The organism is Methylovulum miyakonense HT12 (genome assembly GCF_000384075.1).
Taxonomy (GTDB): Bacteria; Pseudomonadota; Gammaproteobacteria; order Methylococcales; family Methylomonadaceae; genus Methylovulum; species Methylovulum miyakonense.
Genome location: NZ_KB913025.1, coordinates 8,871 through 31,361, shown reverse-complemented (window position 1 = coordinate 31,361; position 22,491 = coordinate 8,871). Strand labels below are relative to the sequence as shown.

Sequence of the window (22,491 nt, the reverse complement as noted above, 5' to 3'; positions counted from 1 at the left end):
TTAAGATAACCCAAAAGTAAGCCCATTTTGGAGGCAACCATGACCATCACCACCCAACTAGACGAACAAAGCGAGCAAAATCTTCTGTTTATCAGCCAAACCACGGGCGAAACCGTGGCGCAAATCATCCAAACCTTAATCGCGGAACGGGCGGCCGAATTGCGTGAGGGCAAGCCGCCAAAAAGCAAAATGCAGCGTTTATTGGAAAGTGATTTTGTCGGTTGCGCGGAAGGGCCGGAGGATGGCTCAGTAAATTACAAAAAGTATGTCGCCGATTATCTCGATGAAAAATACCCTAATCGCTGATACGGGTTACTTTGCGGCCTTAGCTAACCCCAAAGATGCCTATTATCAGCATGCGATACGTTTCAGCAAGACGCTGCAAGCCGATTTGTTAACGACTTGGCCTGTGTTGACCGAGACCTGCCATTATCTGATCAAACGGGTTTCCCCGTTGGCGCAAAGTCTGTTGCTCAGACAAGTTGCCAATGGGACGATAAGCGTCTTTGAATTCGGTGGCGATGATGCCTTGCGGATGGCGGAACTAATGGAGAAATACGCCGACTTGCCGATGGACTTAGCCGACGCGTCCCTAGTCATCCTAGCCGAACACCTGGGACATGGACGTATCCTCTCCACCGATCAGCGCGACTTTAATGCTTACCGCTGGAAAAACCACCAGCCTTTCCAAAACCTGTTGTTGCCGGAACACTAATGCTCCCACCCCTCAAACCCATCGCCATGAAAGAACGCGTCTCGCTGGTCTTCATCGAAAAAGGCCAGATTGACGTCAAAGACGGCGCATTTGTCGTCATCGACGAAACCGGCATCCGCACCCACATACCCGTCGGTTCCATCGCCTGTATCATGCTCGAACCAGGGACGCGAGTCTCGCACATGGCCGCAGCTTTAGCGGCTAGGGCGGGGACGTTGCTGGTTTGGGTCGGGGAAGCGGGCGTGCGGGTTTATGCGTCAGGCCAGCCGGGTGGGGCAAGGTCCGACCGCTTGCTCTACCAAGCCAAACTGGCCTTGGACGATGCCGCCCGCTTAAAGGTTGTCCGCAAAATGTACGAAATCCGCTTTGGTGAAAAACCGCCGGAACGCCGCAGCGTCGAGCAACTGCGCGGCATTGAAGGCGCGCGGGTGAAAAAAATCTACCAACTGCTCGCCAAACAAGCCGGTGTGGACTGGAAAGGCCGCAACTACGATTACACCGATTGGGACAGCGGAGACATGGCGAACCGTTGCCTCAGCGCGGCAACATCGTGCCTGTATGGCATCACCGAAGCCGCCGTGCTGGCGGCAGGCTACGCGCCCGCCATCGGTTTTATCCACACCGGGAAACCCTTGTCTTTTGTTTACGACATCGCCGACCTGTTCAAATTTGACGACATCATCCCCCACGCCTTTAAAATCGCTGCCAAAAACTACGCCCAACCGGAACGCGAGGTGCGGTTGATGTGCCGGGACGTGTTCCGGCAAAGTAAAATCCTCAGAAAAATCATCCCCACGATTGAAGAGGTGCTGGCGGCAGGTGAACTGGCTATCCCGACGCCGTTTGAAGAGTCCATAGCCCCCGCCATCCCCAACCCGGAGAACATCGGCGATGTTGGTCATCGTAGTTGAAAATGTCCCGCCACGCTTGCGCGGTAGGCTGGCCGTTTGGCTGATTGAAATCCGTGCCGGCGTTTATCTCGGTGATTTGTCGGTTAAGGTGCGTGAGATGATCTGGTCGCAAGTTGAAGACGGGATTGAAGAGGGCAACGCTGTGATGGCATGGTCAACCAACACCGAATCAGGCTTTGATTTTAAAACCTTAGGCAAAAACCGCCGCCTGCCCGTGGAGCTGGATGGCCTGAAACTGGTCTCGTTTTATCCCATTGAAGATGAGGATAATGCGGTTCTTTAACGACCTGGAAAAGGCCTAATAATCGGTGGAAAATTAGCAGGGCTATTTTTTCTTATCTAACAATCGGTTAAGATAAGTGTGTTCCCCACGACCGTGGGGATGAACCGCGTTTTTTATGCCACAAACCGCCCTATATCGCGTGTTCCCCACGACCGTGGGGATGAACCGTTTTGTAATTAATGTCCTCAAATGAAACCGCCGTGTTCCCCACGACCGTGGGGATGAACCGATTTGGCATGCCCGCTAGGCCAGTTACATTGTGTGTTCCCCACGACCGTGGGGATGAACCGCTCTTGAAATTGAGCGGCTCAGGCAAGCTACAGTGTTCCCCACGACCGTGGGGATGAACCGCTATAAACGCGACGGCTGTAAAAACTTCACGAGTGTTCCCCACGACCGTGGGGATGAACCGTATGTTTTACCGGTTGCACTCTCACTAGCATCGTGTTCCCCACGACCGTGGGGATGAACCGACTTAGTGCTGTATCAGTTACTCAACATCAATGTGTTCCCCACGACCGTGGGGATGAACCGCAGACATAGAGCGTAAGGTATTGTCCACTGGTGTGTTCCCCACGACCGTGGGGATGAACCGTACATCTCTATCCACCCTTCTATGCAAGGCATGTGTTCCCCACGACCGTGGGGATGAACCGTTCGCCACACTGCGACGTGTATAACCTGTACCGTGTTCCCCACGACCGTGGGGATGAACCGCCCTTACGATTATCAAGTTAATGATGAACTGTGTGTTCCCCACGACCGTGGGGATGAACCGTTTGCCACACTTCGACGTGTGTAACCTGTACCGTGTTCCCCACGACCGTGGGGATGAACCGCATGATTAATTTACCGGATGTTATCGAGGTATGTGTTCCCCACGACCGTGGGGATGAACCGTACGGATAAAGCCTAATATCACTTCATGGGTAGTGTTCCCCACGACCGTGGGGATGAACCGCTTGCATTATCGGCAGTCATGGGCGGCGGGCGGTGTTCCCCACGACCGTGGGGATGAACCGGCTTGCGCCTAAATCCATATAGGATAAATCCCGTGTTCCCCACGACCGTGGGGATGAACCGCATGCTTGGTGGCATATCAGCGTAATTGTCCGGTGTTCCCCACGACCGTGGGGATGAACCGGGATCGACGATACCCCCAAACGCAGTTTTTATGTGTTCCCCACGACCGTGGGGATGAACCGATATAAAAAAATATTTGACCTGTTCTTGTTTGGTGTTCCCCACGACCGTGGGGATGAACCGCCTCTTCAATTCCATATTCCATAGCCACATGGGTGTTCCCCACGACCGTGGGGATGAACCGGCTGGATCGAGCGATTCTTCAACACGATGAAAGTGTTCCCCACGACCGTGGGGATGAACCGTTGGGCTAATGCTATTACTGGGACATCAAACTGTGTTCCCCACGACCGTGGGGATGAACCGTCAATCGACATGGCCTTTGTGTTTTCACTGCAGTGTTCCCCACGACCGTGGGGATGAACCGGTTTCCCTGTTATTCGTTCAACCATCAAATGCGTGTTCCCCACGACCGTGGGGATGAACCGTCTAGCATAATTTACTCCAGAAAATGCGCGGGGTGTTCCCCACGACCGTGGGGATGAACCGGGTTAATCACTCAAATTACATACACTACGAACGTGTTCCCCACGACCGTGGGGATGAACCGCAACCAGGAGAGAACTGGCAACGGCCTCTTTTGTGTTCCCCACGACCGTGGGGATGAACCGCCTACCGCAAATAACTCATGATATGAATAATAGTGTTCCCCACGACCGTGGGGATGAACCGTGGACGCGTTGCGCAATGAAGAGCGCAACCTCGTGTTCCCCACGACCGTGGGGATGAACCGTAACGTCACCACCGCCTACGACACGGCGGCGGGTGTTCCCCACGACCGTGGGGATGAACCGTAATAGGGTTTTTCCAGTCCTCATTTATTGAGGTGTTCCCCACGACCGTGGGGATGAACCGATAGCATGGCCTATACGGAATGTGCTGTACTAGTGTTCCCCACGACCGTGGGGATGAACCGTAATCCGAAAAAATACGGAAAACAGCGAACCCGTGTTCCCCACGACCGTGGGGATGAACCGCCGGTTTAACTGCCCAGCAAATTCAAACCGCTGTGTTCCCCACGACCGTGGGGATGAACCGTAGGGCGCACTTTTTTATAAAACGAGGACGTGGTGTTCCCCACGACCGTGGGGATGAACCAGTTTCATCATAATCTCCTAATGTTGGGCCTCCGTGTTCCCCACGACCGTGGGGATGAACCGTCATCACGAAAGACATACTTCGAAGGCAATTCGTGTTCCCCACGACCGTGGGGATGAACCGTCAACGAAATTTTATCCGGTTCAGCATCGGCAGTGTTCCCCACGACCGTGGGGATGAACCGTGAATCATTTGGCAATTACCGCGCCATAAACTGTGTTCCCCACGACCGTGGGGATGAACCGCCATTAGGACGTGGATACCGGACGTGACTACAGTGTTCCCCACGACCGTGGGGATGAACCGCGGAGACGCTGGCTGATGCGGGCTTTACCTTTGTGTTCCCCACGACCGTGGGGATGAACCGCGGCTTTATTGACTGGCGGCTGGGGTTTCTGCGTGTTCCCCACGACCGTGGGGATGAACCGACTATAAATATCGGGCGATGTTATCTGAAATAGTGTTCCCCACGACCGTGGGGATGAACCGTGGCGGAAAATGGAAAGCCAAAACGCGCGGCTGTGTTCCCCACGACCGTGGGGATGAACCGTTTTCGAGGCATTGGGATATAATAAACCCGATGTGTTCCCCACGACCGTGGGGATGAACCGCTTTGCGGATCGCTGAAATAAAAAAGACGCTTGTGTTCCCCACGACCGTGGGGATGAACCGAAATGGACGGCTGGAAGCGCAGCAAAAAAGAAGTGTTCCCCACGACCGTGGGGATGAACCGCAAGTATCAAGTCGCTAGTCAAACCTTTAAATGTGTTCCCCACGACCGTGGGGATGAACCGCCAGCTTGTGTACCTGCTTGCCGGATGCGATAGTGTTCCCCACGACCGTGGGGATGAACCGAGAATGGCCAGCTCGCCATCGCCGGTGGCTGGGTGTTCCCCACGACCGTGGGGATGAACCGATCGTCCCGGCGGTCAGGCCGTTGCTGGAAAAGTGTTCCCCACGACCGTGGGGATGAACCGCCGCATGAGTTTGAACAGTTTGCCCATAAAACGTGTTCCCCACGACCGTGGGGATGAACCGCCGCCGATGCCTGTACCCACCGCCATCAAGCCGTGTTCCCCACGACCGTGGGGATGAACCGTTACCCCACAAATTTCCGCTATTTCAGTCGAGGTGTTCCCCACGACCGTGGGGATGAACCGGGAATATTAACAGACTGATTATCAATGTCCCTGTGTTCCCCACGACCGTGGGGATGAACCGTCACGCATTAACCGCGCGTCATCCTGTGTGAAGTGTTCCCCACGACCGTGGGGATGAACCGGAAATGTGAAACGAGTGCTGTTGCAATAGTTCGTGTTCCCCACGACCGTGGGGATGAACCGCGCAATCGTGAGCGCAGTTGATATTAAATTACGTGTTCCCCACGACCGTGGGGATGAACCGCCTGTGTACAAAAATAGAAACAGCTTTAAAGTGTGTTCCCCACGACCGTGGGGATGAACCGCGTAACAGTGATATCGAGTTGCCACTCACCCAGTGTTCCCCACGACCGTGGGGATGAACCGCCAACGGCAAACGCTGGGTTATTACCGAGCGCGTGTTCCCCACGACCGTGGGGATGAACCGACGTCAAAACCGAACTGGCCGCCGCGCTGGATGTGTTCCCCACGACCGTGGGGATGAACCGAGGCCGAGCGGGAGGCCTGGGAATTTTACCAAGTGTTCCCCACGACCGTGGGGATGAACCCTGTTCCAGACTAACACCGGCCAATAGGTTCAGGTGTTCCCCACGACCGTGGGGATGAACCGGCCGTGACCGCGTGGCCACCACTGCCCGGCGAGTGTTCCCCACGACCGTGGGGATGAACCGGCCGTGACCGCGTGGCCACCACTGCCCGGCGAGTGTTCCCCACGACCGTGGGGATGAACCGTGACGTTGGCAAAAAAAAGCGGTGTCAGTCAAGTGTTCCCCACGACCGTGGGGATGAACCGCTATGTGCTTGATATTGTTATAGGTTTCATGGGTGTTCCCCACGACCGTGGGGATGAACCGGTATCAGGTAACAATGCTACACAACATAGGCCGTGTTCCCCACGACCGTGGGGATGAACCGCATACCGCACACACTTAGAGATACATAATCATGTGTTCCCCACGACCGTGGGGATGAACCGCAGAAAGCCGCACGCTCAGGCAACACGGCTCCGTGTTCCCCACGACCGTGGGGATGAACCGGCATTAGGGTTTCCCCATTTTTTTGGTGGCGAGTGTTCCCCACGACCGTGGGGATGAACCGTCGGTGGGCATTGCAGGGTTTGGTGGCGCGATGTGTTCCCCACGACCGTGGGGATGAACCGCTCTTATCAGCAACGTAGAGGACTTAAATATCGTGTTCCCCACGACCGTGGGGATGAACCGGCGATATGGAAACTGCGCTCGACAATTGGCGCGTGTTCCCCACGACCGTGGGGATGAACCGGCCGGGATGCCGTTCATGCGCGACTGGCGGCGGTGTTCCCCACGACCGTGGGGATGAACCGCCTAATCCCGTTTACGCCGCCCACCACGCCAACGTGTTCCCCACGACCGTGGGGATGAACCGACTCCAACGGGCGTATCAGCGAAACGCGGCAAGTGTTCCCCACGACCGTGGGGATGAACCGGCTTTGAGTGACAGCTTAGCATCGACTTCGCCGTGTTCCCCACGACCGTGGGGATGAACCGGTTTGTGTCGCGTCAGCATCCACATCGCCAGTGTGTTCCCCACGACCGTGGGGATGAACCGGCATAGCCGTTACGCTTCACGGCTTCCAGTGCGTGTTCCCCACGACCGTGGGGATGAACCGTTGAGCTGGACATGATGGACAACCGCATTGCCGTGTTCCCCACGACCGTGGGGATGAACCGTTCCGGCAGATGTTTTGACACCTCGACCAAACGTGTTCCCCACGACCGTGGGGATGAACCGCTGCTGGCCAAACTGTCGGTACCGCCGCCGCCGTGTTCCCCACGACCGTGGGGATGAACCGCGGTCGCTATTGCACTCAGCCGAATCGCTGAAGTGTTCCCCACGACCGTGGGGATGAACCGAGCTGGAAACGCAAGTCCATCGTGCCGTGGCCGTGTTCCCCACGACCGTGGGGATGAACCGTCGATTTTTAGCGCCATGCCACCCTCGTCGGTGTGTTCCCCACGACCGTGGGGATGAACCGCCATCATGTTTATCGTCAGCCAGTGGGAAGTTGTGTTCCCCACGACCGTGGGGATGAACCGCATCGAGGGAGGCGCCAAGCTATTGCGCGAATGTGTTCCCCACGACCGTGGGGATGAACCGAAACATACGCGCTTGCGCCTGTTGCGCTAACCGTGTTCCCCACGACCGTGGGGATGAACCGCGCAAAATGCTGCGCAAGCCAACCTGCTTAAAGTGTTCCCCACGACCGTGGGGATGAACCGCGCAAAATGCTGCGCAAGCCAACCTGCTTAAAGTGTTCCCCACGACCGTGGGGATGAACCGACTCAAAAAGCCTTTGCAGCTTTTAAAAAAAAGTGTTCCCCACGACCGTGGGGATGAACCGGCCGGTGACTTAATGTGCAGTGAATTGGTGCTGTGTTCCCCACGACCGTGGGGATGAACCGCGGGGCGCAAGGGTTGCGGCAAGTCTGCTGCTGTGTTCCCCAGGACCGTGGGGATGAACCGTCTTGCTCAGAAGAAATATCGTGCAATGGCATGTGTTCCCCACGACCGTGGGGATGAACCATGAAACAGGGCAAGCGCAAGCTGCCCAGCTATGGTGTTCCCCACGACCGTGGGGATGAACCGTGTGCATCAATTGTTTTTTAGTCAGCATATCCGTGTTCCCCACGACCGTGGGGATGAACCGTGAAACATAAAAATAAAAACATAAAACATACTGTGTTCCCCACGGTCGTGGGGATGAACCGGACGACCCGATTTCCCGCGCCAAAAAGACCATGTGTTCCCCACGACCGTAGGGATGATCCTTTTGAGCTACCTAATAGGCACTAAAAACGTTACGGAACGGGTAACAAACCCGTTCCAGCCTTTTTATCTTGACGCAGGTTGATGCCAGCAAACCCAAAGTTTCATAAGTTTTTGATTATCTGTTATTTATATGCGCTGGCCCTGATGTTTCCATCATGCGGCACGCAACAGGGCAGGGCGGCTAATCACCGCAGCTTTCTTGCCGCCTGGAAGGGAGGTGCTTCCAGGCGTTTGGGGATTTACTCGGACAGGCGTTTGGTGATGCGCTGGTAGGCGTCTTTTAGCTCTTCGCCGACAATTTTGGCTTTGGCGATATATTCCTCGGACGTTTCTATCGAATCGTCGGCGATTTCAACGGCTTTGTTTTTGACTTGCCGCCACGTTTTTTCGGCTTCTTCGAATTCATCCTTGGCGTCCATTGACGCCAGGTGTAGCTTTAACTGGATTTCCTCACGAGCTGAATCCAAATTATCCAATAAATTTTCAAATTCTTGTTTCAATGACATGGTTGGCTCCGTTGGGTTGGTGGAGGGCTGTTAATATCACGGCAGGCGCTTGTTTACAATGTTTAAATGGTTTTTTGTTGGGTGCCTAGGCAATGTTTTTGTCGGGCAAATCTAAACGCCAGCAGGGGAGGGTGGCTGTACGCCCTGTTTATCGGCGGCACACAAGTCTAAAGCCATCGGGCGAACCGCCGCGCGCGCCTGCGGAAGCTATTCCGGCAATTCAAAAGTGGCCGGGTGCTAGGTTGCTGGCGGCACCGTAACGGTTATCTGGCGGGCCGCTTTGGGGCGGGTATGGCCATAGGCACGGGAAAGGTTGTTTAAAATTAGCTACAATGGGTCCGACAAAACCAATGGGATAAGCAACTGTGGACACTACCGTTAAAACAATCAAATCATTAGGCGTGCTTTGCAGCGGGGGCGATAGCCCGGGCATGAATGCGGCCGTGCGCTCTGTGGTCAGGACCGCCATCGGCCTGGGCATGGATGTTTTTGGAATCTATAGGGGATATTCGGGGTTGTTGGAAGGGAATGTCCAAAAACTGGGTTTGGCGTCGGTCAGCAATATTATCCAGCGCGGCGGGACTATCCTGGATACTTCGCGGTGCCTTGAATTCCATACCCCGGAAATTAGGCAGGAAGCCGCGCATATCCTGTTTAGGAAGCATATTGACGGGTTGGTGGTCATCGGCGGGAACGGCTCTTTTGCCGGGGCAATGGCATTGCATCGGGAGCATGGCATACCGATAGTGGGCATCCCTGGGACGATTGATAATGATATTTCCGGTACGGAATATACTGTCGGTTTTAACACCGCCGTGCAGACGGCGGTTGAGGCCGTGGATAAAATTAGGGACACCGCGTCGGCACACGCACGGACTTTCCTGGTTGAAGTCATGGGGCACAGGTCATCCAACATCGCGCTGCAAGTGGGCATCTGCACGGGTGCCGAGCATGTGGTCTTATCCAACCAAGGGGTGGATTATGAAAAAATTGTAAGCGATATCAAGAAAGGTGAGGCGCGGGGCAAAACGTCATCCATTATCATTGTCGCTGAAGGGGAAAAGTCCGGCCTATCTTACCAAATAAAAGAGGTGCTGATGGATCAATATGCTATTGCTGTCCATGTCTGTGTTTTAGGGCATATTCAGCGCGGTGGCAGGCCAACGGCGCTAGATCGGCTGATTGCTTCCCGGATGGGCCATGCGGCTGTGCACGCGCTTCATCGAGGGCTCCATCTCCATGTCACCGCGATCAATAAAGGCGAGTTGGTTATGGTGCCTTTAGCCGGGTGTTTGGAAGACAAAAATGAAGTGACCGGCCCTGAACTGGACTTAATCAGCGCGTTGGCAATTTAACAGGATGCGTACCGATTGTGTTTGAATTTTGCGGGGGGACAGGCCGAAAGGCCTTAACTTACAGATGAGCCTAAATTTTCACCAAATAGTCCACGGCGTAAAAAAATGATTACAACAGCACCTCGCCGGAACTTTTTTATTATCGCTACGTCTTACTCACGTTCGCCTTCCACGGCGTTCAGCCAGCTGTATTCCCCCCTTTGTTAAACGGCTGGTTTCCCTTCAAGCCCCAGTGTTTCTTCTCCAGACGCTGGGGCTTTCTTTTGTCCGGGCCTTTATTTGCCCCAGGGTAAGTTTGCCGGGCCATGCAGGCTTAACCGTCTTGCCCCACATCCCCTTCAGCCATTTCTAACTGTGGAGCAGCAGTAAACAGCTTGTCCAAAGCCTGATGCACTTCATCCACGCCTATTTTTTTCAAGGACGAAAATAATTGTATGCTCATTGGCATATTAAAACCTTTTAGTTCCCGTTGCACTTGCAGCAGGGTGTTTTTGCCCGCGCCGTAAGTGAGCTTATCGGCTTTGGTCAACAGGATATGCAAAGGCAGGGCGCTGTGCTGGCACCATTCGACCATTTGCCAATCGAATTCTGTCAGCGGGTGGCGGATATCCATGACCAAAATGATCGCGCACAAGGATTTGCGGTTGAGCAAATAGGTTTCCATCAGCTTGTGCCATTCCTGCTTAACGTCCAAAGGCACTTTGGCATAACCGTAACCTGGCAGGTCGACAAAACGTAGCCTTTCATTAATTTCAAAGAAATTCAGCATCTGTGTCCGGCCTGGCGTTTTACTGATCCGCGCCAAGGAATTTTGCCGTGTCAGGGTATTGATAGCACTGGATTTCCCCGCGTTAGAACGGCCTGCAAAAGCAATTTCCAGACCCTCGTCAGCAGGTGTGTTTTTTAGATGCGGGGAACTGTTTATAAATTTTGCTTGGTGGTAAATTGGATTCATCGTTGCCTCGCTTAAGCGGTGTAATTAGGGTAGAATTTGATAGATAACGCAGCCTGCACCATCCTAAAGGCTATTATAACGAACTGAGGTGTCCAGCAGCTTGAGCATCCAAGGCTTCATTTTTCACTTAAATTAAGCAATGGCCTTTTAATTGCCGGTTCAACGTCAGCAACCAATCACATTATTCCGAAGGGGAAAAACCTGATGAAAAAACAATGGCAGGCACTTTCACTGGCTCTGGCGTTCGCCAGCACTTCAAGTGTGTCACTCGCAGAAGGCGATGCAGATGCCGGAAAAGCAAAGTCCGCAACTTGCGCCGGTTGTCATGGGGAAATCGGTAATAGCATGGTAGCAACATTCCCCAAACTTGCCCAGCAGCATCCTGCTTATTTGATCAAACAATTGCAGGCATTTAAAGACGGCACACGCAAAGATGCGATGATGTCCTCAATGGCAATGGGCTTATCTGATGACGATATGGCGGATATTGCCGAGTATTATTCGGAACACAAAGTCTCTGACAATGCCTTGCCCGTTTTGGACAGTGATGACGATGAAGAAACCGGCAAGGGCAAGCCGGCCGAGAAAACGGCTACCCCCACCGTGCAAGATATGATCACGCAAGGCGGCGACTTATACCGTAACGGTGATTTGCCGCGCGAAGTGTCCGCGTGCATCGCGTGCCACGGCCCGCAAGGCCAAGGCAACAAACCTGCCGGGTTCCCGTTGCTCAAATCGCAGCATGCCGATTACCTGATTAAGGCCTTGACTGATTTCAAATCCGATGAACGTAGCAACAACCCGGAAAATATCATGCACATGATCGCAAAAAAAATGACCGGGGAAGAAATCAAAGCCGTTGCCTATTACATTTCCATGATGAAATAAGAACAAACCATTATTTGTCCATTACCTGCACCCTTACGGAGCCATCTGACCTATGCTAAAGAAAATTGCCCAAGCCAGTTTGTTAACATTGTTATTGTTCTGCGCCACCGCTCAAGCCGAATCGGCGGGTTATGAAACGCTATCGCCTGCGCAACCGACGCAGCATCCCGATAAGGTGGAAGTCATTGAATTTTTTTGGTACGGCTGCCCGCATTGTTACGCATTCGAGCCTGAATTGGCGGCATGGGTAAAAAAATTGCCCAAAAATGTTGAATTTATCCGCATTCCTGCGGTATTCAGCGAGCTGTGGGGCAAACATGCCAAGGCCTACTATGTCGCAGAATCTTTAGGCGTCGTTGACAAAGTCCACGCGGATTTGTTTGACGCCATCCAAAACAAGAAAGAAAAGCTTGAATCAGAAGATGACCAAGCCAAGTTTTTTGCCGCCCACGGCGTCAAAGAAGACGATTTCCATAGCGCCTACAAATCTTTCGCGGTTGACTCCAAAATGCGCCAAGCCCCGGTCATCGCCGCCCGTTATGGGATTACTGGCGTGCCTGCGGTGATTATCAACGGCAAGTACCTGACCAATGGCCCGTTAGCGGGTTCACATGAAAAAATGATTGAAGTGATGGACACCTTGATTAAACAGGAAGGCGCAAAGTAAGGCCTGATATAGGCTGGACAGGGCTGCCGTGCCTTAAAACACGGCAGCCTCATGGGCAGCTAAATCCCCTTCGCCAACTTCTCCGCAGACCCCGTATAACCACGCGGCGTAAGCGCCAACAAAGCCGCTTTCGCTTCGGCAGGTATCTCTAGCGTTCCAATAAACACCTGCATTTGTTCCGGTGTAATGCGCTGGCCCCGCGTCAATTCCTTCAGTTTTTCATATGGCTTGTCGATGCCATAACGGCGCATCACCGTTTGGATGGGCTCAGCCAACACTTCCCAATTGGCGTTCAAATCCGCTTCTATCGCTTCGACATTCAATTGCAATTTGGAAATGCCTTTTAAGCTGGCCTGGATCGCGATGCTGGTATGGGCGATACCGACGCCGATATTGCGCAACACCGTGGAATCGGTCAAATCCCGCTGCCAACGCGACACGGGCAATTTTTCCGCCAAAAAGCCGAACAGCGCGTTCGCCAGCCCCAAATTGCCCTCGGAATTTTCAAAGTCTATCGGGTTGACTTTATGCGGCATAGTCGAGGAGCCGACTTCCCCGGCAATCGTCCTTTGCTTGAAATAGCCCAAAGAAATATAGCCCCAGGCATCACGGTCAAAATCCAGCAAGATGGTGTTGAAACGTGCCAGGGCATGGAAATATTCGGCGATATAATCATGCGGTTCGATTTGGATCGTGTAAGGGTTAAACTGCAAGCCCAGTGATTCGACAAAGTCTTGCGCAAACGCAGCCCAATCGACATCAGGATAAGCCACGCTATGGGCATTGTAATTGCCGACTGCGCCGTTAATTTTACCTAGCAACTCAACCGCTTGCAGTTGCGCCAACTGGCGTTGCATGCGTGCGGCGACATTGGCGAATTCCTTGCCCACCGTGGTCGGGGTTGCCGATTGCCCGTGCGTGCGCGCCAGCATGGGCTGGTCGGCGGTGTCATGGGCGATGGTTTTGACCGCCGCTATGCAATCGCTGATTTGCGCAGCGATAATCTCCCGGCCTGCTTTCAGCATCAGCGCATAAGACAGGTTGTTGATGTCCTCGGAGGTGCAAGCGAAATGGATGAATTCGCTGACCTGCTCCAATTCGGCACAACTGGCTATTTTTTCTTTCAGCAAATATTCGACGGCTTTGACATCGTGGTTGGTGGTTTTTTCAATGTCTTTGACCCGCTGGGCGTCGGCTTCTGAAAACCGGGCGATGATGTTGTCCAACAACTGGTCCGCCCCGTCGCTAAACGGGCTGACTTCGGTGATTAACGGATGTTTCGCCAAGGCCTGTAACCAGCGCACTTCAACTTCCGCGCGGTAACGTATCAGGCCGTATTCACTAAACACCGGGCGCAGCTTTTCAACTTTGTCGGCATAGCGGCCGTCGATAGGGGAAATGGCGGTGAGGGAAAAATTAGTCATGTTTGATAGTCCTAAGTAAACTTTTAAAGAGAAGCCATAAATTTTGAAGAAATGGGCGCAGAATTATGTCAACCCCTGTCCGCCGGGAACGGCCAGCATATTGGCAATAAAAATCCGCTTGTCCCCTGTAACCCATACCCATTTTGTAAACCCCATGGCCGTCCATCCCATAGCTTGATAATGGGATATGGCAAATGTGCCATGAAGCAAAATTCCGTGATTATAACAAAGCTGGTAAACTACGCCTTTTTTTAGCGCGTCAATGCGCAATGCCCATTCCATGAAAAAAATCCTAGTTTCTGACAAATTGGCCGCCGATGGCATTAAATACCTCAAAGAACAAACAGGAATTGAAGTCCACATCCAAACTGGGTTGGATGGAGACGGTTTGTGCCGGATTATCGGCGACTACGATGCTTTGTTGATCCGTAGCGACACCCAGGTCACCCCGGCGGTCTTGCATTCTGCGGTAAACCTGAAACTGATAGGCCGCGCCGGGATCGGCGTGGACAATGTGGACATCCCCCTGGCGACTGAATTGGGCATTATCGTGATGAACACGCCGGATGCCAACGCCACCACCACCGCCGAATTGGCCATTGCCCATCTGATGTCGTTAAGCCGCCATCTGCCCGCCGCCGACCGCTCCGTCCGTGCCGGGAAGTGGGAACGCTCCAAACTAATGGGCACCGAAGTGGCGCATAAGACTTTGGGCATCGTCGGTTTCGGCACCATCGGCCGGATTGTTTCGCAACGCGGTGTAGGCCTAAAAATGGAAGTCATCGCCTATGACCCCTTTGTCGCACCGGAAATTTTTACCGAATTGGGCGTTGAGTCGGTCAGCCTTGATGATTTGGTCAGCCGTGCCGATTATATAACCCTGCATTGCCCGTTGATTGAAAAAACCCGCCATATCATCGGTGGCAAGCAATTGGCCCTGATGAAAAAAGAAACAATGGTCATCAATTGCGCCCGTGGCGGCCTGATTGATGAAACCGCATTGTATGAGGCCTTAAAAAACGGGCAAATCGCCGGGGCCGCGTTGGACGTGTACGAGAACGAACCGCCTGCGGGTTCGCCATTGCTGGCATTGGACAATATCGTTTTCACCCCGCATTTAGGCGCATCCACCATCGAAGCGCAAGTGGCGGTCAGTGTCGAAATCGCCCGCCAAGCCGTGACTTTCCTGAAAACCGGCGAAGCGGTCAACGCCCTGAATTTGCCGCGGCTGTCCGCAGACGAACTGAAAAAGTCATACGAATTCATGAAGCTGGCGACTATTTTGGGCAAAGTGTTGGTGGGTTTGACCCTGCAACCGCTACACAAAATCGAAGTCGCCACTTTTGGGCGCGCCGCCGAAGTCGCGGTACGGCCGATTTCCATCGCCGCACTGGTGGGCGTGTTAAGTGAACATGTCTCCACCCCCGTCAACCGCGTCAATGCCGAAAACCTGGCGAAACGCCAAGGCATCAAGCTGGTCGAGTCTGTCACGCAAGAATCCCGCGATTACATTTCTTTAATTAAAGTCACCGGCTTTTGTGCCGACCAGACCATCAGCCTGTCGGGCGCATTATTAGGCGGGCGCCAACCGCGTTTGGTCTGCATCAACCATTTCGACATCGAGGTCGTGCCCGAAGGGACGCTGTTAGTCACCCGCCATGACGACAGGCCCGGTGTGATTTCTGCAATCAGCGCGGTGTTGGGCAATGCGCAAATCAACATCTGCCGGATGCAAGTCAGCATCGCCGACGACCAGCAAGAAGCAATGGCGGTCATCAGCGTTTCCGAACCCGTCAATGCGGCGATCCTCCAACAACTCAACGACCTGGCACCTGTGCATAAGGTCACACAAATCAATTTATGAGCTTTGACACCATCTGTTTTGACTGCGACAGCACCCTAAGCAAAATCGAAGGCATAGACGAGCTTGCCACACGGGTAGGCCTGGGTGCGGCGATGGCGAAGCTCACTGATGCCGCCATGAATGGCGAAGTGCCGCTGGAAGCCGTCTACGGGCAACGCCTATCGCTTATCAGGCCGGATGCGGACAGCATCCAGTGGCTGGGGGAACGGTATATCGCCGAGGTTGTGGCGGGTGCCGCCGAGGTGTTCGGGCAATTGGCGGCACTTGGCAAGCGCGTGCATATCATCAGCGGCGGCCTGCGCCCCGCCATTTTGCCGTTGGCGCGGCAGTTGGGCATACCGGACGAACGTGTCCACGCCGTGGACATTTATTTCCATGACGATGGCAGTTACCGCGATTACCAACAGGACTCACCATTGGCCAGGAACGGCGGCAAGGCTGAGGTTTGCACGCAATTGCTAACAGGCCCGGCGGCCCTGGTGATGGTCGGCGATGGCAAAACGGATATGGAAGCCAAACAGGCGGGCGCCTTCACCATCGGTTTTGGCGGCGTGGTCGAACGGGCGGTGGTACGCGAATTGGCGGATGTTTACCTTGCCGGGCCCAGCCTGGCCGCCATTTTACCTTATGTTTTATAGCTGGCTTGACCCATTGGGCCTAAGCGGTGGGGTAACGGAACCCACAACAACCTTTAACTGATCAAATTATTAACCGTCCTTTTAGAGAGAAATAATGGCTGGACACAGTAAATGGGCTAATATCAAGCATCGTAAAGCGGGGCAAGACGCCAAACGCGGAAAAATATTCACCAAGATGCTGCGCGAAATCGGCGTTGCCGTGAAAACCAGCGGTGTTGACCCCGCCAGCAACCCGTCTTTACGGACGGCCATAGACAAAGCCTTGGGCGCGAACATGCGCCGCGACACCATCGACAACGCCATCAAAAAAGCGTCCGGCACACTGGAAGGCGCAAACTACGAAAATATCCGTTATGAAGGCTATGGCCCCGGCGGCACGGCGGTGATCGTCGATTGCCTGACCGACAACCGCAACCGCACTGTCGGCGAAGTCCGCCATGCTTTCACCAAAGCCGGGGGCAATTTAGGCACTGACGGCTCAGTGGCGTACCTGTTCAGCAAGCTGGGCATCCTCAGTTACGCGCCGTCCGTGGACGAAGACGCGCTGATGGAGGCGGCGTTGGAAGCGGGCGCGGACGATGTCATTACAAATAACGATGGCTCGGCCGATGTCATGACATCACCCGAAAATTATCTGAATGTAAAAGACGCGCTCGTCGCCGCCGGATTCACACCGGATAACGCCGAAATCACCATGCAAGCCGCGACAATGGTCGAGCTGGATGCCGAAACCGCTGAAAAAATGATGAAATTGATTGACCGCCTGGAAGATTTGGATGACGTGCAGGATGTCTATTCGAATGCGGATATTAGCGATGAAATTATGGAAGGGCTGGACTGACAGTTTTCATGGTCAAAAACCAAGTGTCATCTTATAAGGGCCAACACTGCGTAGTTTTTTGATAAATTTGGCCTATTCACTGGGTTAGTTTCAGCTTGACAATTTTAAGGAAATAGATGGATTCAGACGATGGTGTTCAGGGTTTGCGCATTTGCGTGCATCCGCCGATAAGCGAGCGTAGCCCTGACTTATTGCAATTAGTCGCCTCAGGGCGTGGGGCTTTGGATTTTATCCTAGGAGACGCCGAACGCCGCGTCCGCCTATTGGCCCATGGCTTAGACTGGAGCCGGATCGTGGTTGCTTGGCGGTCTGGAAAACCGGTCGGTTACGCGCAAATGCGTTTTGCCAAGCGCGGGCCCTACCAACCGGGGTGGCGCGACTTTATCAGGGAATATGGCTGGCTACACGGCCTGTGCGCCTGGCTAGTTTTTCATGTCGCCGAGCTGTGGAATTGGCGTTGCCCCTTCTATTTTTATGGCCTCAAAGTGTCGCTTGAAGAGCGGAAGCAAGGCATAGGCGAAGCCTTGGTCAGGGCGGTGATGGGGCATGCGCGTTCCTGCGGGTATGACCGCATAGAACTTGATGTCGGCCCCAATTTTGTGATTGCCAAGCGTTTGTACGAGCGCTGTGGTTTCACTGAAGTCGGACGTGCGCAATTATTGGGCATAGCCCGGTTTCTACCGTTTCGGGAACTGAGCTTTATGCGTTGTGATTTACAAGAAACAAACGGGCACCCTAAAGACAGTGACAAGACCTAGCTTGCCTTAAGGGCTAAAACCCACTATTTGAGGTTGCTTTTTCAGGGGCTTACCCAGACCCGTCACCAAGCCAATGTCCTCGTGACCCTGGCTGGCTTGCAGGCAAACATGTCACTGCCATTAAGTTAAGTAATGTACTTTTATAATCAATCGGTTACGATTTCTATGTATGAAACATTTTTCGGTAAGTCGGGTTAGGGATAGCGTAACCCGACAGCATCCGAATGGTAATTGTTGGGTTACGCTATCGCTAACCCAACCTACACGATTGTAATTATTTGAATTTTATTAGTTATCTCTTAACTTAATGGCAGCGAGGCAAACATGTGCAACCCTTACGCTGACCTAGTTTTAAAATGTATTAACAACCGATGCGAATATTAGGCATAGACCCTGGTTCACGGATTACAGGCTACGGCATTATCGAAAACCATCCGCAAGGGCACCGTTATATCGCCAGCGGCTGTATCCGCATCAGTGCGGATTATTTTCCTGACCGCTTGCAACAAATTTTTGATGGCCTCCGCCAAGTTGTCGCACAATACCATCCTGAAGAAATGGCTATAGAACAAGTGTTTATGCACAAAAATGCCGATTCGGCACTGAAACTGGGGCAAGCGCGCGGCGCGGCGATTTGCGCGGTGCAAAGCACTGGCTTGCCGGTATTTGAATATGCGGCGCGGCAAGTCAAACAGGCCATCGCAGGCAAAGGCAATGCCGATAAACTCCAGGTGCAACACATGGTCAAAATGTTGCTGAACATACAGGGTGAACTGCAAATTGATGCTAGCGACGCACTGGGCATCAGCATTTGCCATGCCCATTACCAACAAACCGCATTGCGTTTGCAGCGAGGTATCAAATGATCGGGTTCCTCCGCGGGAAATTGGCGCATAAAGCCCCGCCTTTTTTGTTGCTGGATGTCCACGGTGTCGGCTATGAAATCGAAGCGCCGATGACCACTTTCTACGATTTGCCGCTAGTCGGGGCGGAAATCACGCTGCACACGCATGTGGTCATACGGGAAGACGCCCATAGTTTATTTGGCTTTTTAAAAGAAGCGGACCGCGCCATGTTCAGGACTTTAATCAAAGTCAACGGAGTTGGCCCCAAACTTGCTTTAACTATTTTATCAGGCCAAAGCGCGGAAGAATTCCAACGCTGTATCCGCGACAATGATACCCAAGGTTTGATATGCCTACCGGGCGTCGGCAAAAAAACCGCCGAACGGCTGGTCATTGAAATGCGTGACAGGTTGCCGGATTTAGGCGCCCCCGCCGGCCCAAACACGGCCTTAACCCCGACGCCAGTTGCCGCGCATCCCAAACAGGAAGCCATCAGCGCCTTGTGTTCGTTAGGCTATAAACCGATAGATGCCAACAAAATGGTGCAACATATTAATGCCGAAGGCAAAAGCTGTGAAGACATCATCCGCCTGGCCCTGCAAGGCGCACTTAAATGATTGAAAGCGATAGGGTCATCACGGCGCATAGCCATATTGACGAAGAGCGCCAAGACCGTGCCATACGCCCCAAACGCCTTGCGGAATATGTCGGGCAAAAAGAACTTTGCGCGCAAATGGAAATTTTTATCCAAGCCGCGACGGCGCGTAAGGAAGCCCTTGACCATGTGTTGATCTTCGGCCCGCCAGGCTTGGGCAAAACCACGCTGGCGAATATAATCGCCGCCGAAATGTGTGTTAAGATTCGCCAGACATCCGGGCCCGTGCTCGAAAAAGCCGGTGATTTGGCCGCCTTGTTGACCAATCTTGAAGCCCATGACGTGTTGTTTATTGATGAAATCCACCGCTTAAGCCCGGCGGTGGAAGAAATTTTGTACCCTGCGATGGAAGATTACCAGTTGGATTTGATGATCGGCGAAGGCCCTGCCGCCCGTTCCATCAAACTTGATTTGCCGCCCTTTACCTTAGTCGGGGCCACCACCCGTGCAGGCTTGTTGACCTCACCCTTGCGTGACCGCTTCGGCATCGTGCAACGGCTGGAATTTTACACGCTGGACGAACTGGCCAGCATCATCTTGCGCTCGGCTAAAGTGTTAGGTATCGGCATGGAAACCCAGGGCGCGTTTGAAGTCGCCCGCCGTTCACGGGGCACGCCGCGTATCGCCAACCGCCTGTTACGGCGGGTGCGTGATTATGCCGAAGTCAAAGGTAACGGCGTCATCACTGACGTGATCGCCATGCAAGCCCTGGATATGCTCAGAGTGGACAGTAACGGCTTCGACGCGCTAGACCGCAAATTATTATTGGCCATGATTGAAAATTTCGCAGGCGGGCCGGTTGGCTTGGACACGCTAGCGGCCGCCATCAGCGAAGAACGCGGCACGATAGAAGATGTCTTGGAACCGTATCTGATGCAGCAAGGTTTTATCATGCGCACACCCCGTGGCCGCGTGGTCACCCAAAACGCTTATCTGCATTTTGGCTTGCCGGCGCCGAAAACATTAGGCATCTCCGCCGATTTGTTTGAATAGCCAAACTATGCAGCAAACGCCCTTTTTATGGCCTATCCGCATTTACTATGAAGACACCGACGCGGGCGGGGTCGTGTTTTATGCCAACTACCTAAAATTTTTCGAACGGGCGAGGACCGAAAGGCTCCGCGCAATGGGCTACGAACAAGACGAGTTGCGTAACCAGGAGGGGATCCTCTTTGTCGTGCGTTCGGTACAAGTTGACTATTTAAGCCCGGCCCGATTTAATGACCTTTTGCAAGTCAGTGCGGAAGTGACGTTAATAAAGAACGCCAGCCTCACCTTCACACAAGCCGTGGCCCGTGGCAATGAGGTCTTGGCGACTGGCCTGGTCCGTATTGCCTGTCTCGATGCCGGCACCTTGCGCCCCAAAGTTATCCCTAAATATTTACTAGAGCAGTTAAAGAATGAACACTGATTTATCCATTTTCCATTTGATTACCGAAGCCAGTTTTGTCGTCCAGTTTGTCATGCTGATTTTGGCCACCGCGTCGCTGGCTTCCTGGACGTTTATCTTTGCCAAACGCAAAGAGCTGAACCGCGCCGTTGAAATTACCGATGAATTTGAAGGGCAATTTTGGTCAGGCGTGCCCTTGGCCGACCTTTACCGGAAACTGTCAGCCAAAGACTTTGAACCGGAAGGCATCGAAAAAATCTTCCTGGCAGGCTACAAGGAATTTTCCAGGATGCGCCAGAGCGGCAATGTCGAAGCGATGGTGCAAGTGGAAAGCGCGCAACGCGCCATGCGCATCGAATTGTCCCGCGAATTGGACCGCCTCGATGAACACTTGGCTTTCCTCGCCACCGTTGGTTCCATCAGCCCTTATATTGGCCTGTTCGGTACGGTCTGGGGGATCATGAACTCGTTCATGTCCCTGGGCAGCGTCAAACAGGCGACGCTCGCACAAGTCGCCCCAGGCATTGCCGAAGCCCTGATCGCCACCGCGATAGGCTTGTTCGCCGCGATTCCGGCGGTCATTGCCTATAACCGGTTTTCCACCCGCCTGGATCGTTTGACGGGCCGTTATGAATTGTTTGTCGAAGAATTTGTCGTGTTATTACAAAGGCAGGCGCATAACAAATGAGCAAATTCAGCAGAAAAAACGGACGCCGCAAACCCATGGCGGAAATCAACGTCGTCCCTTATATCGACGTGACCCTGGTGTTGCTGATCATTTTTATGGTGACCACGCCCATGTTGCAAACCGGGGTTGATGTGGATTTGCCGGAAGCCGAGTCCAAAACCGTGGAAGTCAATGACAATCCCCCCATCATTATTTCCATTGAAAAATCGGGCCAATACTCCATCAAAATTGATGAAGGTGACAACGAAGTAGTGCAACCTGAAGCCATCACCGATTTGGTGATTGCCGCCTTGGCAAAAAAGCCGCAAACACAGGTCTACATCAGTGCCGATAAAAGTGTCGAATACGGCAAGGTCATCACTGTGATGGCAGATTTAAAACACGCAGGCGTGGATAAGGTGGGATTCAGCACTAAAGCCAAATCAGAAGACCAATAGTGAAATGGATAGTCAAAGACGATATTTACGCTATTTCCTGCTGGCGTTAGCTTTACATCTGACCTTGCTGGCGCTGTTTATCTTGACCGCCTTGCTGAAGCCCCAACGGCCTGAGCCCCAAAAGCCTACGGAAGACATTATCCACGCCACCATGTTCGATGCCGCTGAAATAGAAGCGCAAGAACAGGCCATGAACGCCGCCAAAGCCGCAGAACAGCAAGCGGAACAAGAAAAAATCGCCGGGCAACAGGCTCAGGAGCAGGCGGCACAAGCAGCCCAAGCCGCTGCTGAACGGGCAAAAGCTGAAGCTATTGAAAAATCGGCGGCGGAAGCCGAAAAGGCCAAAGAAGAGGCCGCCGAAAAGGCGAAGGCGGAGAAAGCCGAAAAGGCCAGGGAAGAGGCCGCCGAAAAGGCGAAGGCGGAGAAAGCCGAAAAGGCCAGGGAAGAGGCCGCCGAAAAGGC

The 22,491-nt window shown here is 53.4% G+C and carries 22 protein-coding genes and 1 CRISPR repeat array; of the genes, 18 read left to right on the top strand and 4 right to left on the bottom strand.

From position 1 onward, the window contains the following. The first annotated feature begins 39 nt into the window (after positions 1-39). Genes METMI_RS0100180 through cas2e form a run of 4 tightly spaced genes read left to right on the top strand, consistent with a single transcriptional unit; the run spans position 40 to position 1,909 of the window. Positions 40-306: a hypothetical protein gene (locus tag METMI_RS0100180; RefSeq protein WP_019864127.1), complete on the top strand. Its 267-nt coding sequence runs from the start codon at positions 40-42 to the stop codon at positions 304-306. Next, positions 284-715: a type II toxin-antitoxin system VapC family toxin gene (locus tag METMI_RS0100175; RefSeq protein ID WP_019864126.1), complete on the top strand. Its 432-nt coding sequence runs from the start codon at positions 284-286 to the stop codon at positions 713-715. The genes METMI_RS0100180 and METMI_RS0100175 overlap by 23 nt, the downstream gene beginning before the upstream one ends. Continuing rightward, a complete protein-coding gene (gene cas1e, locus METMI_RS0100170) occupies positions 715-1,626 on the top strand; it encodes a type I-E CRISPR-associated endonuclease Cas1e (protein ID WP_019864125.1) in 912 nt (303 codons plus the stop codon). Before METMI_RS0100175 ends, cas1e begins: the two co-directional genes overlap by 1 nt. Continuing rightward, positions 1,607-1,909, top strand: coding sequence for a type I-E CRISPR-associated endoribonuclease Cas2e (cas2e, locus tag METMI_RS0100165; RefSeq protein WP_019864124.1), 303 nt, complete (start codon positions 1,607-1,609; stop codon positions 1,907-1,909). Before cas1e ends, cas2e begins: the two co-directional genes overlap by 20 nt. Before the next feature lie 78 nt (positions 1,910-1,987). After that, positions 1,988-8,118: a CRISPR direct-repeat array (repeat unit 29 nt; unit sequence GTGTTCCCCACGACCGTGGGGATGAACCG). Positions 8,119-8,357: 239 nt separating this feature from the next. On the opposite strand, the gene METMI_RS0100160 is transcribed toward cas2e, so the two are convergent. Then, positions 8,358-8,624 (bottom strand): hypothetical protein, encoded by a 267-nt coding sequence (locus tag METMI_RS0100160; protein WP_019864123.1) that lies wholly within the window; start codon positions 8,622-8,624, stop codon positions 8,358-8,360. A 365-nt stretch (positions 8,625-8,989) separates the two neighbouring features. On the opposite strand from METMI_RS0100160, the gene pfkA reads away from it, so the two are divergent. Further along, complete coding sequence (pfkA, locus tag METMI_RS0100155) at positions 8,990-9,979, top strand: 6-phosphofructokinase (RefSeq protein WP_029151390.1); 990 nt, start codon at positions 8,990-8,992, stop codon at positions 9,977-9,979. A gap of 313 nt (positions 9,980-10,292) precedes the next feature. Here the strand turns inward: pfkA and yihA are convergent, their stop codons facing one another. Then, a complete protein-coding gene (gene yihA, locus METMI_RS0100145) occupies positions 10,293-10,934 on the bottom strand; it encodes a ribosome biogenesis GTP-binding protein YihA/YsxC (protein WP_019864119.1) in 642 nt (213 codons plus the stop codon). 204 nt (positions 10,935-11,138) lie between these two features. On the opposite strand from yihA, the gene METMI_RS0100140 reads away from it, so the two are divergent. Both METMI_RS0100140 and METMI_RS0100135 read left to right on the top strand, forming a co-directional pair. Beyond that, on the top strand, positions 11,139-11,822 hold the full coding sequence (locus METMI_RS0100140) for a c-type cytochrome (RefSeq protein ID WP_019864118.1): 684 nt from the start codon (positions 11,139-11,141) through the stop codon (positions 11,820-11,822). A gap of 52 nt (positions 11,823-11,874) precedes the next feature. Continuing rightward, the gene (locus METMI_RS0100135; protein ID WP_019864116.1) at positions 11,875-12,489 is read left to right on the top strand and encodes a thiol:disulfide interchange protein DsbA/DsbL; all 615 of its coding nucleotides are present in this window, start codon (positions 11,875-11,877) and stop codon (positions 12,487-12,489) included. A 59-nt stretch (positions 12,490-12,548) separates the two neighbouring features. Here METMI_RS0100135 and purB read toward each other — a convergent pair whose 3' ends face one another. Together purB and METMI_RS0100125 are read right to left on the bottom strand one after the other, a co-directional pair. Further along, the gene (purB, locus tag METMI_RS0100130) at positions 12,549-13,913 is read right to left on the bottom strand and encodes an adenylosuccinate lyase (RefSeq protein ID WP_019864115.1); all 1,365 of its coding nucleotides are present in this window, start codon (positions 13,911-13,913) and stop codon (positions 12,549-12,551) included. Positions 13,914-13,976: 63 nt separating this feature from the next. Continuing rightward, the gene (locus tag METMI_RS0100125) at positions 13,977-14,195 is read right to left on the bottom strand and encodes a hypothetical protein (RefSeq protein WP_019864114.1); all 219 of its coding nucleotides are present in this window, start codon (positions 14,193-14,195) and stop codon (positions 13,977-13,979) included. On the opposite strand from METMI_RS0100125, the gene serA reads away from it, so the two are divergent. The 11 genes from serA to METMI_RS27625 form a co-directional block, all read left to right on the top strand. Then, the gene (gene serA / locus METMI_RS0100120; RefSeq protein WP_019864113.1) at positions 14,194-15,777 is read left to right on the top strand and encodes a phosphoglycerate dehydrogenase; all 1,584 of its coding nucleotides are present in this window, start codon (positions 14,194-14,196) and stop codon (positions 15,775-15,777) included. The two genes, METMI_RS0100125 and serA, sit on opposite strands and share 2 nt — an antisense overlap. Further along, positions 15,774-16,415 (top strand): HAD-IB family phosphatase, encoded by a 642-nt coding sequence (locus METMI_RS0100115; RefSeq protein WP_019864112.1) that lies wholly within the window; start codon positions 15,774-15,776, stop codon positions 16,413-16,415. Before serA ends, METMI_RS0100115 begins: the two co-directional genes overlap by 4 nt. A 94-nt stretch (positions 16,416-16,509) precedes the next feature. Then, positions 16,510-17,256 (top strand): YebC/PmpR family DNA-binding transcriptional regulator, encoded by a 747-nt coding sequence (locus tag METMI_RS0100110; RefSeq protein WP_019864111.1) that lies wholly within the window; start codon positions 16,510-16,512, stop codon positions 17,254-17,256. Between the two features lie 116 nt (positions 17,257-17,372). After that, positions 17,373-18,014: a GNAT family N-acetyltransferase gene (locus tag METMI_RS22820; RefSeq protein ID WP_019864110.1), complete on the top strand. Its 642-nt coding sequence runs from the start codon at positions 17,373-17,375 to the stop codon at positions 18,012-18,014. A gap of 371 nt (positions 18,015-18,385) precedes the next feature. Beyond that, positions 18,386-18,880 (top strand): crossover junction endodeoxyribonuclease RuvC, encoded by a 495-nt coding sequence (gene ruvC, locus METMI_RS0100100; RefSeq protein ID WP_019864109.1) that lies wholly within the window; start codon positions 18,386-18,388, stop codon positions 18,878-18,880. After that, positions 18,877-19,476: a Holliday junction branch migration protein RuvA gene (ruvA, locus tag METMI_RS0100095; RefSeq protein ID WP_019864108.1), complete on the top strand. Its 600-nt coding sequence runs from the start codon at positions 18,877-18,879 to the stop codon at positions 19,474-19,476. The genes ruvC and ruvA overlap by 4 nt, the downstream gene beginning before the upstream one ends. Beyond that, a complete protein-coding gene (ruvB, locus tag METMI_RS0100090) occupies positions 19,476-20,507 on the top strand; it encodes a Holliday junction branch migration DNA helicase RuvB (protein WP_232215278.1) in 1,032 nt (343 codons plus the stop codon). Before ruvA ends, ruvB begins: the two co-directional genes overlap by 1 nt. Before the next feature lie 7 nt (positions 20,508-20,514). Beyond that, complete coding sequence (ybgC, locus tag METMI_RS0100085; protein ID WP_019864106.1) at positions 20,515-20,925, top strand: tol-pal system-associated acyl-CoA thioesterase; 411 nt, start codon at positions 20,515-20,517, stop codon at positions 20,923-20,925. Beyond that, the gene (gene tolQ / locus METMI_RS0100080) at positions 20,915-21,592 is read left to right on the top strand and encodes a protein TolQ (RefSeq protein ID WP_019864105.1); all 678 of its coding nucleotides are present in this window, start codon (positions 20,915-20,917) and stop codon (positions 21,590-21,592) included. The genes ybgC and tolQ overlap by 11 nt, the downstream gene beginning before the upstream one ends. Continuing rightward, the gene (gene tolR / locus METMI_RS0100075; protein ID WP_019864104.1) at positions 21,589-22,029 is read left to right on the top strand and encodes a protein TolR; all 441 of its coding nucleotides are present in this window, start codon (positions 21,589-21,591) and stop codon (positions 22,027-22,029) included. The genes tolQ and tolR overlap by 4 nt, the downstream gene beginning before the upstream one ends. A 4-nt stretch (positions 22,030-22,033) precedes the next feature. Further along, positions 22,034-22,491 (top strand): hypothetical protein (locus METMI_RS27625; RefSeq protein ID WP_019864103.1); only part of this gene is annotated, 458 nt, incomplete at its 3' end.

Bases quoted from the DNA above. Each gene is read 5' to 3' on its own strand.
- ybgC (WP_019864106.1), top strand. From the start codon at position 20,515: ATGCAGCAAACGCCCTTTTTATGGCCTATCCGCATTTACTATGAAGAC.
- cas2e (WP_019864124.1), top strand. From the start codon at position 1,607: ATGTTGGTCATCGTAGTTGAAAATGTCCCGCCACGCTTGCGCGGTAGG.
- tolR (WP_019864104.1), top strand. From the start codon at position 21,589: ATGAGCAAATTCAGCAGAAAAAACGGACGCCGCAAACCCATGGCGGAA.
- METMI_RS22820 (WP_019864110.1), top strand. From the start codon at position 17,373: ATGGATTCAGACGATGGTGTTCAGGGTTTGCGCATTTGCGTGCATCCG.
- METMI_RS0100180 (WP_019864127.1), top strand. From the start codon at position 40: ATGACCATCACCACCCAACTAGACGAACAAAGCGAGCAAAATCTTCTG.
- tolQ (WP_019864105.1), top strand. From the start codon at position 20,915: ATGAACACTGATTTATCCATTTTCCATTTGATTACCGAAGCCAGTTTT.
- ruvA (WP_019864108.1), top strand. From the start codon at position 18,877: ATGATCGGGTTCCTCCGCGGGAAATTGGCGCATAAAGCCCCGCCTTTT.
- METMI_RS0100125 (WP_019864114.1), bottom strand. From the start codon at position 14,195: ATGGAATGGGCATTGCGCATTGACGCGCTAAAAAAAGGCGTAGTTTAC.
- ruvC (WP_019864109.1), top strand. From the start codon at position 18,386: ATGCGAATATTAGGCATAGACCCTGGTTCACGGATTACAGGCTACGGC.
- METMI_RS0100160 (WP_019864123.1), bottom strand. From the start codon at position 8,624: ATGTCATTGAAACAAGAATTTGAAAATTTATTGGATAATTTGGATTCA.
- METMI_RS0100115 (WP_019864112.1), top strand. From the start codon at position 15,774: ATGAGCTTTGACACCATCTGTTTTGACTGCGACAGCACCCTAAGCAAA.
- METMI_RS0100110 (WP_019864111.1), top strand. From the start codon at position 16,510: ATGGCTGGACACAGTAAATGGGCTAATATCAAGCATCGTAAAGCGGGG.
- serA (WP_019864113.1), top strand. From the start codon at position 14,194: ATGAAAAAAATCCTAGTTTCTGACAAATTGGCCGCCGATGGCATTAAA.
- cas1e (WP_019864125.1), top strand. From the start codon at position 715: ATGCTCCCACCCCTCAAACCCATCGCCATGAAAGAACGCGTCTCGCTG.
- purB (WP_019864115.1), bottom strand. From the start codon at position 13,913: ATGACTAATTTTTCCCTCACCGCCATTTCCCCTATCGACGGCCGCTAT.
- METMI_RS0100175 (WP_019864126.1), top strand. From the start codon at position 284: ATGAAAAATACCCTAATCGCTGATACGGGTTACTTTGCGGCCTTAGCT.
- METMI_RS0100140 (WP_019864118.1), top strand. From the start codon at position 11,139: ATGAAAAAACAATGGCAGGCACTTTCACTGGCTCTGGCGTTCGCCAGC.
- yihA (WP_019864119.1), bottom strand. From the start codon at position 10,934: ATGAATCCAATTTACCACCAAGCAAAATTTATAAACAGTTCCCCGCAT.
- METMI_RS0100135 (WP_019864116.1), top strand. From the start codon at position 11,875: ATGCTAAAGAAAATTGCCCAAGCCAGTTTGTTAACATTGTTATTGTTC.